Raw genomic sequence first — 16,018 nt, 5'->3', positions numbered from 1 at the left:
GGGTGGAGGGAACGCAACACACATTACAGAGTCCGTAACTCACGGATAGTCATAGGGAATTGATAGTGCCAGGACTCTTCAATAAAAAAGCCAATACGCTTTTAGGTATCGACATTAGCTCCACCTCGGTGAAACTCCTGGAGTTGAGCCGCCAGGGCGACCGCTACAGGGTTGAGGCCTACGCGGTCGAGCCGCTGCCCGCCAGCGCCGTTATCGAAAAAAATATCGTCGAGCTCGAAGGTGTGGGCCAGGCCCTCTCTCGGGTGCTGATCAAGGCCAGGACCAGCCTCAAGAACGTTGCCGTTGCCGTGGCCGGATCAGCCGTGATCACCAAGACCATCGAGATGGATGCCGGCCTTTCTGACGACGAGATGGAAAGCCAGCTGAAGGTCGAAGCCGATCAATACATCCCTTATCCGCTGGATGAAGTCGCCATCGATTTCGAAGTCCAGGGCGAGTCGGCGCGCAATCCCGAGCGGGTCAATGTGTTGCTCGCGGCCTGTCGCAAGGAAAATGTCGAGGTTCGTGAAGCGGCCCTGGCCCTGGCCGGCCTGACGGCTCGTGTGGTCGATGTGGAAGCCTATGCCCTGGAGCGATCCTTTGGCTTGCTGGCGAATCAGTTGGCGGTCTCCCGGGAGCGATTGGTGGCAGTGGTCGACATCGGTGCGACCATGACCACCCTGAGCGTGCTGCTGGGCGGGCGGATCATCTACACCCGTGAACAATTGTTCGGCGGTCGCCAATTGACCGAGGAGATTCAGCGTCGATACGGCCTGACCCTCGAGCAGGCGGGGCTGTCGAAGAAGCAGGGCGGTTTGCCTGCCGATTACACCAGCGAAGTGTTGCAGCCGTTTCGCGAGGCGCTGGTTCATCAGGTCTCGCGTTCGTTGCAGTTTTTCTTTGCCTCGGGTCAGTACCACTCGGTCGATCACATTTTGCTGGCAGGCGGCACGGCCTCTGTCCCCGGGCTGGATCGGTTGATCGAACAGCAGTTGGGTACGCCGACGCAGGTGGCCAATCCGTTTTCCGAAATGACCCTGAGTCACAAGGTCAACGCCGCGGCGCTGACCAGCGATGCGCCGGCCCTGATGATCGCCTGCGGTCTCGCCCTCAGGAGTTTCGACTGATGGCGCGGATCAATCTTCTACCCTGGCGCGAAGAGCTGCGCGAGCAGCGTCGCAAGCGCTATTTGCTGATTCTGCTCGGTGTACTGCTGGGTGCGGCGGGCGCGGTGCTGATCGCCAATCAGGCGATCGATAATGCATTAGCCCGGCAGGTTGCGCGTAACGATTACATCGGCAAGCAGATCGCCGTCGTCGACGAGCGGATCAAGCAGATCAGCGATCTCAAGGCTCGTCGCCAGCAATTGGTCGAGCGCATGCGCATCATCCAGGACTTGCAAGGCAATCGACCGATCAGCGGGCGAATTTTTGACCAGTTGGCACGGACCCTGCCCGATGGGGTGTATTTCACGGAAGTGAAAATGGCCGGCAAGACCTTATCCATTACCGGTGCGGCAGAATCCAATAATCGTGTTTCCGACCTGATGCGCAATCTGGAAGCATCGGACTGGTTCGATGCGCCCAGCCTGACGGAAGTCAAGGCAACCACCGCCGGCCAGCTGGACCAGGCCAACGTCTTTCAGTTGACCGTTCGTCAGGCTCAGCCTGCCGCCGTGGAGGACGGAAAATGAGCCTGTCCGCATGGATCGAAGGACTGCGCGGGATCGACATCAACGAGCTGGACACCCACAACATCGGTTCATGGCCGCCTGCGATCAAGGTGTTGGTGGGCGCATTGGTCATGCTGCTGGTGCTGGCGCTCGGTTACAGCTTTTCCACGAGCGAGCTTGAGAGCCAGCTACAGCTCAAGCGCGAGGAAGAGTCGCCCCTCAAGGAACAGTTCGCCACCAAGGCGCATATGGCGGCGAATCTGGAGCTTTACTCCCAGCAGATGAGGGAGATGGAAAACTCCTTTGGCGTGCTGTTGCGGCAACTGCCCAGTGATACCGAAGTGCCTGGCCTGCTGGAAGACATCACCCGAACCGGCCTGGGCAGCGGCCTGGAGTTTGAGGAAATCAAGCTGTTGCCCGAGGTTGCCCAGCCGTTCTACATCGAGCTGCCGATCCAGATTACCGTCACCGGCACCTATCACGACCTGGCCACTTTCGTCAGTGGCGTGGCCGGACTGCCGCGCATTGTCACCCTGCATGATTTCGACCTGGCGCCGGTCAATCCCGACGGCGGACCCAAATTGCGCATGAGCATCCTGGCCAGGACCTATCGCTACAACGACAAGGGGCTGCATCCATGAGCCCGATTCGTGTTGTTTTCACGGTCGTGGCGTTGGCTGTCCTTGCGGGATGTGGTGGCAGTGATGACTTCAGTGATCTGGACGCCTACATGAACGAAATGCGCCTGCGTGCGCCGGGCAGGATTGAACCAACGCCGACATTCCGGTCTTACCCGACATTCACCTACAACGCCGCCAACCTGCGCAGTCCGTTTTCGCAGCAGGTCAGGGTTGACCTGGCGGGTCAGAAGCACGGCTCGCGCAACGTCAAACCCGATCCCTCACGGGTCAAGCAGTACCTCGAAGGTTTCAACATCGAGCAGTTTGAAATGGTCGGCACGATCTCCAATGCATCGGGCTCCTTTGCGCTGTTGCGCGGGGTAGGCGGGGTGCATCGGCTGAAAGTCGGAGATTACCTGGGGCGCAACGACGGACGGATCGTCGCCATCAATGCCTCGCAAGTCGATGTGATCGAAATTGTCCCTGATGGCGAAGGTGCCTGGCTGGAGCGACCGCGGACCATCCCCTTGAAAGAACACTCATAGTGGAACCCGAAAAATGAACAGGATTTTCTCCACCCTCGGAATGTCGCTATGGATAGCGCTGCTGTCGCCGATGGTACTAGCGGCCAACCTCAAGGCGCTGGATGTCGCCGCGCTACCTGGGGACCGCGTCGAGTTGAAGCTGGCGTTCGATGAGCAACCACCGACGCCTCATGGGTACACGACGGAGTCCCCTGCGCGGATCGCGCTGGATCTGCCCGGTGTCGTCAATCAACTGGCGAGCAAGACTCGCGACCTCGGTAACGGCAATGCCCGAAGTGCGACAGTGGTCGAAGCCGAGGGGCGCACGCGGCTGATCATCAATCTGACCCAGTTGAGCCCCTACGACACGCGTGTCGAAGGCAACAACCTGTTTGTGGTGGTGGGACAAGGCGCGAAAACCACGGTATCCAGGCCATCCACCGCCGTTGTGCCGACCCCCGCTCGCGCGCCTGCGCCAACCGCGAAGGCCATTCGGGCGGTGGATTTTCAGCGTGGCACGCAGGGCGAAGGCAATGTTGTGATCGACTTGTCGGATCCGTCCATCGCGCCAGACATTCAGGAGCGCGAGGGCAAGATCGTCCTGAATTTCGCCAAAACCCGATTGCCCGAGCCGCTGCGCGTGCGCCTGGATGTCAAGGATTTCGCCACGCCGGTGCAGTTCGTCAATGCCAATGCCACGGGTGACAGGACCACGATCACGATCGAACCCAGCGGTGCCTTCGATTACTCCACTTATCAGACCGACAACAAACTGACCGTCAGTATCCGTCCGATGACTGTCGACGACCTGCAGAAACGTAACGCCGAGCGCTATGCCTACAGGGGTGAAAAGCTCTCGCTGAATTTCCAGGACATCGATGTGCGTTCGGTGCTGCAACTGATCGCCGATTTCACCAATCTCAATCTGGTGGCCAGTGACACAGTCCAGGGTGGAATCACGTTGCGACTGCAAAATGTGCCGTGGGATCAGGCGTTGGACCTGGTGTTGAAAACCAAGGGGCTGGACAAGCGCAAGGTTGGTAACGTCCTGCTGGTGGCCCCTGCCGATGAAATCGCCGCCCGCGAACGCCAGGAACTGGAGTCGCAGAAGCAGATCGCCGACCTGGCGCCGTTGCGACGGGAGTTGTTGCAGGTCAATTACGCCAAGGCGGCTGATATCGCCAAACTGTTCCAGTCGGTGACCAGCGCCGAGGCGAAAGTCGACGAACGGGGTTCGATCACCGTTGATGAGCGTACTAACAACATCATTGCCTACCAGACCCAGGACCGGCTCGACGAATTGCGGCGAATCGTGGCGCAACTGGATATCCCGGTGCGCCAGGTGATGATCGAGGCGCGGATTGTCGAAGCCAACGTCGATTACGACAAGAGCCTTGGCGTGCGCTGGGGCGGTTCGATCCAGAACAAGGGCAACTGGAACACCTCGGGCGTCAGCAACGGCGCCAACGGGTCGTCGACCATCGGCACGCCGGGAAGCACCAGTACCAATGCGCCGTTCGTCGACCTGGGCGCTGCGGGCAACACTTCAGGGATCGGCATCGCGTTCATCACCGATAACGTCTTGCTGGACCTGGAGCTGACTGCCATGGAGAAAACCGGCAACGGCGAAATCGTCTCGCAACCCAAGGTGGTCACCTCCGACAAGGAAACCGCGAAAATCCTCAAGGGCACGGAAATTCCCTATCAGGAAGCCAGCTCCAGTGGCGCTACCTCGGTGTCGTTCAAGGAGGCTTCGCTGTCGCTGGAGGTGACGCCGCAGATCACCCCGGACAACCGGATCATCATGGAGGTCAAGGTCACCAAGGACGAACCGGACTACCTCAACAAGGTGCAGGATGTGCCGCCCATCAAGAAAAATGAGGTCAACGCCAAGGTCCTGGTCAACGATGGCGAGACCATCGTAATCGGTGGTGTTTTCTCAAATACTCAAAGCAAGGTTGTAGATAAGGTGCCATTTCTTGGCGATGTGCCGTATCTTGGCCGCCTTTTCCGGCGTGACGTGGTTTCGGAGAAAAAATCCGAGCTGTTGGTGTTTCTCACTCCGCGTATCATGAATAACCAGGCGATTGCTGTGAGTCGTTGATTCTGTGCGAAATTTGATTCTTGTAGGACCGATGGGGGCTGGAAAAAGCACCATCGGCCGGTTGCTGGCCAAAGAGCTGCGCTTGCCATTCAAAGATTCCGATAAGGAAATTGAATTACGCACGGGCGCCAATATCCCATGGATCTTCGACAAGGAAGGCGAACCGGGCTTTCGTGATCGCGAGCAGGCAATGATTGCCGAGCTGTGCGATTACGATGGCGTGGTACTGGCGACCGGTGGTGGTGCTGTCATGCGCGAAGCCAATCGTCGGGCACTGCATGCCGGTGGGCGGGTGGTCTATCTGCATGCCTCTGTCGAGCAGCAGGTTGGCCGTACGTCCCGCGACCGCAACCGGCCCTTGTTGCGCACTGCCGATCCGGCCAAGACCCTTCGGGATCTGCTGGCGATCCGTGATCCGCTGTATCGGGAAATCGCCGATCTGGTGGTGGAAACCGATGAGCGGCCGCCGCGTATGGTCGTGCTCGATATTCTCGAACGCTTGCAGCAGCTGCCTCCCCGTTAATGCACAGCGCGAAATGCGCTATCCTCGGCGTCCTGCCACGACTGCTCAAGGTTGTGGCGAACGGCTAAGGAACGGCGTCACACCAGCAGAGGCCGTGGACATTCGTTAACTTTAGGCAGGATGCCTGATTCCATCTTCACTGTGGGGACACATGCAGACACTCAAGGTCGATCTAGGCGAGCGCAGCTACCCGATTCATATTGGCGAAGGTTTGTTGGATCAGCCTGAGCTGCTGGCTCCGCATATTCGCGGACGGCAAGTGGCGATTATTTCCAACGAAACCGTAGCGCCGCTCTATCTCGAACGTCTGACCCGCAGCCTCGCGCAGTTCTCGGTGATTTCCGTGGTACTGCCCGACGGCGAAGCCTTCAAGACCTGGGAAACCCTGCAACTGATTTTCGATGGTTTGCTGACCGCACGGCATGACCGCCGCACCACAGTGATCGCCCTCGGTGGCGGCGTCATTGGTGACATGGCTGGTTTTGCGGCGGCCTGCTACCAGCGCGGCGTCGATTTCATTCAGGTCCCGACCACCTTGCTGTCGCAAGTCGACTCGTCGGTGGGTGGCAAGACCGGCATCAACCATCCCCTGGGCAAGAACATGGTCGGCGCCTTCTATCAGCCGAACGTGGTGCTGATCGATACGGCTTCCCTCAAGACCCTGCCTCCCCGTGAGCTGTCCGCCGGCCTGGCGGAAGTCATCAAGTACGGGCTGATCTGCGACGAGCCGTTCCTGACCTGGCTCGAAGACAATGTCGATCGCCTGCGCAATCTCGATCAGCAAGCCCTGACCTATGCCATCGAGCGCTCTTGCGCGGCCAAGGCAGCGGTGGTCGGGGCCGACGAAAAAGAGACCGGCGTGCGTGCCACGCTCAATCTGGGTCATACCTTTGGTCACGCCATCGAAACCCATATGGGCTACGGTGTCTGGCTGCACGGCGAAGCGGTGGCTGCTGGCACCGTGATGGCGCTGGAAATGTCTGCGCGCCTGGGCTGGATCAGTGAACAGGACCGCGACCGCGGCATTCGCCTGTTCCAGCGCGCCGGTCTGCCGGTTATCCCGCCTGAAGAGATGACCGAAGCCGATTTCCTCGAACATATGGCAATTGATAAAAAAGTGATCGACGGTCGTTTGCGCCTGGTGCTGCTGCGCCGGATGGGTGAAGCGGTGGTGACCGACGATTATCCGAAAGAGGTTCTACAGGCCACGCTGGGAGCGGATTACCGCGCTCTGGCTCAGCTTAAAGGTTAATAAGAACACGATGACTAGTTTGCATGCCGACGAGGCTTTCCTCGGCCATTACCAGTTGAACCATGACCCTTTTGCTCCACGGGTGCCTGGCTTCAAGTTTTTCCCGGCCCAGCGCAAACCGGTGCTGGGACAGTTGCATCACCTGGCGCGCTACAGCCAGTTGCTGCTGGTGGTCACGGGGCCGCAGGGCAGTGGCAAGACCCTCCTGCGCCAGGCCCTGGTGGCCAGCACCAACAAGCAGTCGGTGCAGAGCGTGGTGGTTTCCGCCCGTGGCGCTGGCGATTCGGCTGGCGTACTGCGCCAGGTCGCCCAGGCGCTGGACATTGCCCAGGCCGAGATCGGCGCCATTCTGGATCAGGTGGTGCAGCTTGCTCTCACGGGACAGGAAGTCTATCTGCTGGTGGACGATGCCGAGCAACTCGACGAGTCCGCGCTTGAAGCCTTGATGGCGCTGGCCGCCGGTGCACCGGAAGGTCGCCCGCATGTATTCCTGTTTGGCGAGTCGTCGCTGATTGCTCAGCTTGAGGCTTTGCATCTCGAGGAAGAGCGCTTCCACGTTATCGAACTACAGCCTTACACCGAAGAAGAAACCCGCGAATATCTAGACCAGCGGCTTGAAGGTGCAGGTCGGGGTATCGAACTTTTCACCGCGGATCAGATCTCTGATATTCACGAAAGCTCCGAGGGTTGGCCTGGAAACATCAATCAGGTGGCCCGCGATGCGATGATCGAAGCCATGATTGCCAGCCGCTCAGCGGTCAAGCGTCCAAGTATGGGGTTCAATATGCCGAAGAAACACGTATTGGCGATTTCCGCCGTCGTTGTGGTCGCGGTAGCCGCCGCCTGGTTGATGCCGGGTCGCAGCAAGGCACCGACCACGGGTGCACCGGCCAACGAACAGGCACAGCTGCCGCTTGGCCAGGGCCAGCCACAAAGTGGCGGTGCTCCGGCGGTCGAATTCGCGGGTAACACCCAGCCTATGCCATTGCCGTTGGTCGGTAATTCGCAACCGGTCATGCGTGGCCCGCTCGCCGAAGCCGCCGGTGGCATTACCGAGGGTGACGATGGCGTACCGGTGGAAGGTTCCACCGCGACACCGCCGACCGTGACCACGATTGCGCCGCCTGCGGGTGTCCCGGCGGGCCCGGCGCCAACACCAACGCCAGCAGCCAAGCCGACACCTGCGCCGACTCAGGTTGCTACCGCCAAACCGGCACCGGTTCCGGCTCCAGCAGCAACGCCTGCCGCCAAGCCAGCTCCAGCCGCAGCGCCAGCCAAACCAGCTGTTGCCGCGGCTGCCAAGCCCGCCGAGAAGCCGGCCGCCGCAGCCAAAGCCGCTGGTGGTACCTGGTACGCCGGTCAGGCTCCAGGGAACTATGTGGTGCAAATCCTCGGTACCAGCTCCGAGGCGACCGCGCAAAGCTTCATCAAGGAGCAGGGCGGCGAGTACCGTTATTTCAAGAAAGTCCTCAACGGCAAACCGCTTTACGTCATCACCTACGGTAACTTCGCCAACCGCGATGCAGCCGTAACTGCCATCAAGGCCTTGCCAGCGAAGGTTCAGGCTGGTAAACCTTGGCCTCGCACTGTCGCCAGCGTCCAACAGGAACTGGCAACAACTCGCTGAAGATTCGGCGGCCTTACCCAGGCCGCCTCTCCCGGCACCTCAAAATTTCTGCAAGGCATGCCGCCCTCAAGGCCGCGTGCCTTGTGGTGTCTGCGTCACAGTAGTCTTTGAGTCGTTGCGGTCAAAATTAAAAAAGTTTTGACTAGCACAGCAGATCGCTTTAAACCTTTCACAAATGCGACATAGATTTGCGACATTTCGTCGTCAAATTTGTGAGGCCAAGTGTCGGTGTGTACAATGACCTCCCTTTTGCCCCCGCAAAGCTGGCGTACGTTCGGCGCGGATGGCAAGTGGTTGAATTGAAAAGAAATTTGCCTCGATAAGAGGCAGCCTGGTGAGAAAGTGTCTATGAAAGCAGGTCTGTACCAACCAGATGAATTCAAGGATAACTGCGGTTTCGGCCTGATAGCGCATATGCAGGGCGAGCCCAGTCATACCCTTTTGCAAACGGCCATCGAGGCCCTGACCTGCATGACCCACCGCGGTGGGATTAATGCCGACGGCAAGACCGGTGACGGTTGCGGTCTGCTGATTCAAAAGCCGGACGTGTTCCTGCGAGCCATCGCCCAGGAAACCTTCGGCGTCGAACTGCCCAAGCAATACGCCGTGGGCATGGTTTTCTTCAACCAGGACCCGGTCAAAGCCGAAGCCGCTCGCGAGAACATGAACCGCGAGATCCTGGCCGCCGGCCTGCAGTTGGTCGGCTGGCGCAAAGTGCCGATCGACACCAGTGTCCTCGGCCGCCTGGCCCTTGAGCGCCTGCCGCAGATCGAACAAGTGTTCATCGGTGGTGAAGGCCTGAGCGATCAGGACATGGCCGTCAAGCTGTTCACCTCTCGTCGTCGCTCGTCCGTGTCCAACGCCGCCGACACCGACCACTACGTGTGCAGCTTTTCCCACAAGACCATCATTTACAAAGGCCTGATGATGCCGGCGGACTTGACCGCCTTCTATCCGGACCTGAGCGATGAGCGCCTGCAAACCTCGATTTGCGTGTTCCACCAGCGCTTCTCCACCAACACCCTGCCGAAATGGCCGCTGGCCCAACCGTTCCGCTTCCTGGCGCACAACGGCGAGATCAACACCATCACCGGTAACCGCAACTGGGCTGTTGCCCGTCGCACCAAGTTCACCAACGACTTGATGGACCTGGAAGAACTCGGCCCTCTGGTCAACCGTGTCGGTTCCGACTCCTCCAGCATGGACAACATGCTCGAGCTGATGGTCACCGGCGGTATCGACCTGTTCCGTGGCGTGCGGATGATCATTCCGCCAGCGTGGCAGAACGTCGAAACCATGGACCCGGACCTGCGTGCGTTCTACGAGTACAACTCGATGCACATGGAACCGTGGGACGGCCCGGCCGGCGTGGTAATGACCGACGGTCGCTACGCGGTGTGCCTGCTCGACCGTAACGGTCTGCGTCCGGCGCGCTGGGTCACCACCAAGAACGGTTTCATCACCCTGGCGTCGGAAATTGGCGTCTGGAATTACCAGCCTGAAGACGTGATCGCCAAAGGTCGCGTTGGCCCGGGCCAGATCTTTGCCGTGGACACCGAAACCGGTCAGATCCTCGACACCGACGCGATCGACAACCGTTTGAAGTCCCGTCATCCGTACAAGCAATGGCTGCGCAAGAATGCCCTGCGCATCCAGGCGACCATGGAAGACAACGACCACGGTTCGGCGTTCTACGACGTCGATCAGCTCAAGCAATACATGAAGATGTACCAGGTCACGTTCGAAGAGCGCGACCAGGTGCTGCGTCCGCTCGGCGAGCAAGGCTACGAAGCCGTGGGCTCGATGGGTGACGATACGCCGATGGCCGTGCTGTCCCAGCGCGTGCGCACGCCGTACGACTATTTCCGCCAGCAGTTCGCGCAAGTCACCAACCCGCCGATCGACCCGCTGCGCGAAGCCATCGTCATGTCGCTGGAAATCTGCCTCGGTGCCGAGCGCAACATCTTCCAGGAATCGCCGGAACACGCCTCGCGTGTGATCCTCAGCTCGCCGGTCATTTCCCCGGCCAAGTGGCGCTCGCTGATGAACCTCGATCGTCCGGGCTTCGAGCGCGCGATCATCGACCTCAACTACGACGAAAGCGTCGGCCTCGAAGCGGCGATCCGCAACGTTGCCGATCAGGCTGAAGAAGCCGTGCGCGCCGGTCGTACCCAGGTTGTGCTGAGTGACCGTCACATCGCGCCGGGCAAGTTGCCGATCCACGCTTCCCTGGCCACCGGCGCGGTACACCACCGCCTGACCGAAAAAGGCCTGCGTTGCGACTCCAACATCCTGGTGGAAACCGCGACCGCTCGCGATCCGCATCACTTCGCGGTGCTGATCGGTTTCGGCGCCTCTGCCGTTTATCCGTTCCTCGCTTATGAAGTGCTGGGCGACCTGATCCGTACCGGTGAAGTGCTGGGCGACCTCTATGAGGTGTTCAAGAACTACCGTAAAGGCATCACCAAGGGCCTGCTCAAGATCCTGTCGAAGATGGGTATCTCGACTATCACTTCGTACCGCGGTGCGCAGTTGTTCGAGGCCATCGGTCTGTCCGAGGAAGTCTGCAACCTGAGCTTCAAGGGCGTGCCGAGCCGCATCAAGGGTGCGCGTTTCGTCGACATCGAAGCCGAGCAGAAAGCCCTGGCCACCGAAGCCTGGAGCCCGCGCAAGCCGATCCAGCAAGGCGGCCTGCTGAAGTTCGTCCACGGTGGCGAGTACCACGCCTACAACCCGGACGTGGTCAACACCCTGCAAGCGGCTGTGCAGCAGGGCGACTACAGCAAGTTCAAGGAATACACGTCGCTGGTGGACAACCGTCCGGTGTCGATGATCCGCGACCTGCTGAAAGTCAAAACCCTCGACACTCCATTGGATATGAGCGAAGTCGAGCCGCTGGAATCGGTGCTCAAGCGCTTCGATTCCGCCGGTATCTCGCTGGGCGCCCTGTCGCCGGAAGCTCACGAAGCCCTGGCCGAAGCCATGAACCGCCTCGGTGCGCGTTCCAACTCCGGCGAAGGCGGTGAAGACCCGGCGCGCTACGGCACCATCAAGAGCTCGAAAATCAAGCAGGTTGCCACTGGCCGCTTCGGTGTAACCCCGGAATACCTGGTCAACGCCGAAGTGCTGCAGATCAAGGTCGCCCAGGGCGCCAAGCCTGGCGAAGGCGGTCAACTGCCAGGCGGCAAGGTCAACGGTCTGATCGCCAAGCTGCGTTACGCAGTACCGGGCGTGACCCTGATTTCGCCACCGCCGCACCACGACATCTACTCGATCGAAGACTTGTCGCAGCTGATTTTCGACCTGAAGCAAGTCAACCCGCAGGCGCTGGTCTCGGTGAAACTGGTCGCAGAAGCGGGCGTTGGTACCATCGCCGCCGGTGTGGCCAAGGCCTATGCGGACCTGATCACCATTTCCGGCTACGACGGCGGTACCGGTGCATCGCCGCTGACCTCGATCAAATACGCGGGCGCACCGTGGGAACTCGGCCTGGCCGAAACCCACCAGACTCTGCGTGGCAACGACCTGCGCGGCAAGGTTCGGGTACAGACCGACGGCGGCTTGAAAACCGGTCTCGACGTGATCAAGGCTGCGATCCTCGGCGCTGAAAGCTTCGGTTTCGGCACCGCGCCAATGATCGCCCTGGGTTGCAAATACCTGCGTATCTGCCACCTGAACAACTGCGCCACCGGCGTCGCGACTCAGAACGAGAAGCTGCGCAAGGATCACTACATCGGTACCGTCGACATGGTGGTGAACTTCTTCACCTACGTCGCCGAAGAAACCCGTGAGTGGCTGGCCAAGCTGGGCGTGCGCTCCCTCGAAGAGCTGATCGGCCGTACCGATCTGCTGGAAGTCATCGAAGGGCAGACCGCCAAGCAGCATCACCTGGACCTGACCCCGTTGCTGGGCAGTGATCACGTGCCGGCGGACAAGCCGCAGTTCTGTGGTGTGGACCGCAACCCGCCGTTCGACAAGGGCCTGCTGGCCGAGAAAATGGTCGACATGGCCACCTCGGCGATCAATGACCTGAGCGGCGCCGAATTCGCCCTGGATATCTGCAACTGCGACCGTTCCATCGGCGCGCGGATCTCCGGCGAAATCGCCCGTAAGCACGGCAACCAGGGCATGGCCAACGCGCCGATCACCTTCCGCTTCAAGGGCACCGCTGGCCAGAGCTTCGGCGTGTGGAACGCCGGTGGCCTGAACATGTACCTGGAAGGCGACGCCAACGACTACGTCGGCAAAGGCATGACCGGCGGCAAGCTGGTCATCGTTCCGCCGAAGGGCAGCGTCTACAAGACTCAGGACAGTGCCATCATCGGCAACACCTGCCTGTATGGCGCCACGGGCGGCAAGCTGTTCGCCGCTGGCACCGCGGGTGAGCGTTTCGCCGTGCGTAACTCCGGTGCCCACACTGTGGTGGAAGGCACTGGCGATCACTGCTGCGAGTACATGACCGGTGGTTTCGTCTGCGTCCTGGGCAAGACCGGTTACAACTTCGGCTCTGGCATGACTGGCGGTTTCGCCTACGTGCTCGACCAGGACAACACCTTCGTTGACCGGGTCAACCACGAACTGGTGGAAATCCAGCGGATCAGCGGCGAGGCGATGGAAGCCTACCGTAGCCATTTGCAACGCGTGCTGAACGAGTACGTCGAGGAAACCGACAGCGAGTGGGGTCGTGAACTCGCCGAAAACCTCGATGATTACGTGCGTCGTTTCTGGCTGGTCAAGCCGAAGGCTGCCAACCTGAAATCGTTGCTTTCCAGCACCCGTGCCAACCCGCAGTGATATGCGCCTGAAGAGTTTGATGAGGTTTTAAAATGGCTGAACGTCTGAATAATGACTTCCAGTTCATCGAGGTCGGGCGCAAGGATCCGAAGAAGAAACTGTTGCGTCAACGCAAGAAAGAGTTCGTGGAAATCTACGAACCCTTCAAACCCCAGCAGTCGGCCGACCAGGCCCACCGCTGCCTGGGTTGCGGTAACCCGTACTGCGAATGGAAGTGCCCGGTGCACAACTTCATTCCCAACTGGCTGAAGCTGGTGGCCGAGGGCAACATCCTCCAGGCCGCCGAGCTGTCGCACCAGACCAACACCCTGCCGGAAGTCTGCGGCCGGGTGTGCCCGCAGGACCGTCTGTGCGAGGGTGCCTGCACCCTCAACGACGGGTTCGGCGCGGTGACCATCGGTTCGGTCGAGAAGTACATCACCGACACCGCATTCGCCATGGGCTGGCGTCCGGACATGTCCAAGGTCAAGCCGACCGGCAAGCGTGTCGCGATCATCGGTGCAGGTCCGGCGGGCCTGGGCTGTGCCGACGTGCTGGTGCGCGGTGGCGTGACCCCGGTGGTGTTCGACAAGAACCCGGAAATCGGTGGCCTGCTGACCTTCGGCATCCCCGAGTTCAAGCTGGAAAAGACCGTGTTGAGCAATCGCCGCGAAGTCTTCACCGGCATGGGCATCCAGTTCCGCCTCAACACTGAGGTGGGCAAGGACGTCACCATGGAGCAACTGCTCGAAGAATACGATGCCGTATTCATGGGCATGGGCACCTACACCTACATGAAGGGCGGTTTCGCCGGTGAAGACCTGCCGGGCGTTTACGACGCGCTGGACTTCCTGATCGCCAACGTCAACCGCAACCTGGGCTTTGAAAAGTCGCCGGAAGATTTCGTCGACATGAAAGGCAAGAAGGTCGTGGTCCTCGGTGGTGGCGATACGGCGATGGACTGCAACCGTACCTCGATCCGCCAGGGCGCCAAGTCGGTGACCTGCGCCTATCGTCGTGACGAAGCCAACATGCCCGGCTCGCGCAAAGAGGTGAAGAACGCCAAGGAAGAAGGCGTGAAATTCCTCTACAACCGCCAGCCGATTGCCATTGTTGGCGAAGACAAGGTCGAAGGCGTGAAGGTGGTCGAGACCCGTCTCGGCGAGCCGGACGCCCGTGGCCGTCGCAGCCCCGAGCCGATCCCGGGCTCCGAAGAGATCATCCCGGCCGACGCCGTGGTCATCGCCTTCGGCTTCCGCCCGAGCCCGGCGCCGTGGTTCGAGCAGTTCAGTATCCAGACCGACAGCCAGGGCCGCGTCGTGGCACCGGAACAAGGCCAGTACAAGCACCAGACCAGCAACCCGAAAATCTTCGCCGGTGGCGACATGGTGCGCGGTTCCGACCTGGTGGTGACGGCGATCTTCGAAGGCCGTAATGCGGCGGAAGGGATCCTGGATTACCTGGGCGTCTAACCAGCGACACAAAACCTTGTGGGAGCGAGCCTGCTCGCGAATGCGGTGGATGAGTCAACAGAGATGTTGAATCTGATGCCCTCTTCGCGAGCAGGCTCGCTCCCACATTGGTTTCAAGGTGTTGCTGAAATCGGTGTACCCCCCGCGACAAATTGACCCGATAGACAAAAGGTGCGGCGCTTGCCGTGCCTTTTGCGTCCGGCTCTGAGAAAATGCCCGCACTTTTTTTCCGGATGCCGACATGACTGCCCTGAAGAACGACCGTTTCCTTCGCGCCCTGCTCAAGCAACCCGTAGACGTCACCCCTGTGTGGATGATGCGTCAGGCCGGTCGCTACCTGCCGGAGTATCGCGCCAGCCGTGCCAAGGCCGGCGATTTCATGAGCCTGTGCATGAACCCGGCGTTCGCTTGCGAAGTCACGATGCAGCCCCTCGACCGCTATCCACAGCTGGATGCGGCGATCCTCTTCTCCGACATCCTCACCATTCCCGATGCCATGGGCCAAGGCCTGTACTTCGAAACCGGCGAAGGTCCGCGCTTCAAGAAAGTCGTCAGCACCCTGGCCGACATCGAAGCCCTGCCGATTCCTGACCCGCAGAAAGACCTGGGCTACGTGATGGATGCGGTCAGCACCATCCGCCGCGAACTCAATGGCCGCGTGCCGCTGATCGGCTTCTCCGGCAGCCCATGGACCCTGGCCACCTACATGGTCGAAGGCGGTTCGTCGAAAGACTTCCGCAAGACCAAGGCCATGCTCTACGACAACCCGCAAGCCATGCACCTGCTGCTGGATAAACTCGCGCAGTCGGTCACCAGCTACCTCAATGGCCAGATCATGGCCGGCGCGCAAGCCGTGCAGATCTTCGACACCTGGGGCGGCAACCTGTCGGCGGCGGCCTATCAGGAATTCTCCCTGGCCTACATGAAGAAAATCGTCAGCGGCCTGATCCGTGAGCACGAAGGTCGCAAGGTGCCGGTGATCCTGTTCACCAAGAACGGCGGCCTGTGGCTGGAAAGCATTGCCGATGCTGGCGCTGACGCGTTGGGCCTGGACTGGACCTGCGACATCGGCAACGCCCGTGAGCGCGTCGGCGGCAAAGTCGCCCTGCAAGGCAACATGGACCCGACCGTGCTCTACGCCAAGCCTGAAGCGATCCGCGCCGAAGTCGGCCGCATCCTCGCCAGCTATGGCAAGGGCAGTGGCCACGTGTTCAACCTGGGTCACGGCATCACGCCGGAAGTCGATCCGGAACATGCAGGTGCTTTCTTGCGCGCGGTGCATGAGTTGTCGGCGCAGTATCACGAGTGATCACTGCCCCATAAAAAACGCCCGGCAAATGCCGGGCGTTTTTGTATGAGGAGTACACAGTCATTTGTGGGAGCGGGCTTGCTCGCGAAGAGGGAGTGTCAGGCGACAGAGTTTTTGTGAGGGCCACCGCAATAGCGAGCAA

At 60.3% G+C, this 16,018-nt stretch carries 11 protein-coding genes; all 11 read left to right on the top strand.

Annotation, left to right across the window (positions count from 1 at the left end; genetic code table 11):
* The first annotated feature begins 65 nt into the window (after window positions 1-65).
* The 11 genes from HNQ83_RS16935 to hemE all read left to right on the top strand — a co-directional run bounded on the left by HNQ83_RS16935 (window position 66) and on the right by hemE (window position 15,876).
* Window positions 66-1,127 carry a type IV pilus assembly protein PilM gene (locus HNQ83_RS16935; protein ID WP_175389984.1) on the top strand — a complete coding sequence of 354 codons (1,062 nt, stop codon included), beginning with the start codon at window positions 66-68 and terminating at the stop codon, window positions 1,125-1,127.
* Window positions 1,127-1,693 (top strand): PilN domain-containing protein, encoded by a 567-nt coding sequence (locus tag HNQ83_RS16930; RefSeq protein WP_175389983.1) that lies wholly within the window; start codon window positions 1,127-1,129, stop codon window positions 1,691-1,693. Before HNQ83_RS16935 ends, HNQ83_RS16930 begins: the two co-directional genes overlap by 1 nt.
* On the top strand, window positions 1,690-2,313 hold the full coding sequence (pilO, locus tag HNQ83_RS16925) for a type 4a pilus biogenesis protein PilO (RefSeq protein WP_175389982.1): 624 nt from the start codon (window positions 1,690-1,692) through the stop codon (window positions 2,311-2,313). Before HNQ83_RS16930 ends, pilO begins: the two co-directional genes overlap by 4 nt.
* On the top strand, window positions 2,310-2,837 hold the full coding sequence (locus HNQ83_RS16920) for a pilus assembly protein PilP (RefSeq protein ID WP_175389981.1): 528 nt from the start codon (window positions 2,310-2,312) through the stop codon (window positions 2,835-2,837). The genes pilO and HNQ83_RS16920 overlap by 4 nt, the downstream gene beginning before the upstream one ends.
* Before the next feature lie 13 nt (window positions 2,838-2,850).
* On the top strand, window positions 2,851-4,920 hold the full coding sequence (pilQ, locus tag HNQ83_RS16915) for a type IV pilus secretin PilQ family protein (RefSeq protein ID WP_175389980.1): 2,070 nt from the start codon (window positions 2,851-2,853) through the stop codon (window positions 4,918-4,920).
* A gap of 4 nt (window positions 4,921-4,924) precedes the next feature.
* On the top strand, window positions 4,925-5,443 hold the full coding sequence (gene aroK / locus HNQ83_RS16910; RefSeq protein WP_056725695.1) for a shikimate kinase AroK: 519 nt from the start codon (window positions 4,925-4,927) through the stop codon (window positions 5,441-5,443).
* A gap of 151 nt (window positions 5,444-5,594) precedes the next feature.
* The gene (aroB, locus tag HNQ83_RS16905) at window positions 5,595-6,695 is read left to right on the top strand and encodes a 3-dehydroquinate synthase (RefSeq protein WP_175389979.1); all 1,101 of its coding nucleotides are present in this window, start codon (window positions 5,595-5,597) and stop codon (window positions 6,693-6,695) included.
* Between the two features lie 10 nt (window positions 6,696-6,705).
* A complete protein-coding gene (locus HNQ83_RS16900) occupies window positions 6,706-8,322 on the top strand; it encodes an AAA family ATPase (protein WP_175389978.1) in 1,617 nt (538 codons plus the stop codon).
* 348 nt (window positions 8,323-8,670) lie between these two features.
* Window positions 8,671-13,116, top strand: a complete 4,446-nt coding sequence (gene gltB / locus HNQ83_RS16895; RefSeq protein ID WP_175389977.1) for a glutamate synthase large subunit — start codon at window positions 8,671-8,673, stop codon at window positions 13,114-13,116.
* A gap of 32 nt (window positions 13,117-13,148) precedes the next feature.
* Window positions 13,149-14,567 carry an FAD-dependent oxidoreductase gene (locus HNQ83_RS16890; RefSeq protein WP_175389976.1) on the top strand — a complete coding sequence of 473 codons (1,419 nt, stop codon included), beginning with the start codon at window positions 13,149-13,151 and terminating at the stop codon, window positions 14,565-14,567.
* 241 nt (window positions 14,568-14,808) lie between these two features.
* Window positions 14,809-15,876 carry a uroporphyrinogen decarboxylase gene (gene hemE, locus HNQ83_RS16885; RefSeq protein ID WP_175389975.1) on the top strand — a complete coding sequence of 356 codons (1,068 nt, stop codon included), beginning with the start codon at window positions 14,809-14,811 and terminating at the stop codon, window positions 15,874-15,876.
* The last annotated feature ends 142 nt before the right edge of the window (window positions 15,877-16,018 follow it).

The sequence above is a fragment of the Pseudomonas sp. C2B4 genome (assembly GCF_013359695.1).
In the GTDB taxonomy this organism is placed as follows: domain Bacteria; phylum Pseudomonadota; class Gammaproteobacteria; order Pseudomonadales; family Pseudomonadaceae; genus Aquipseudomonas.
This window is presented reverse-complemented; position numbering and strand designations above follow the sequence as displayed.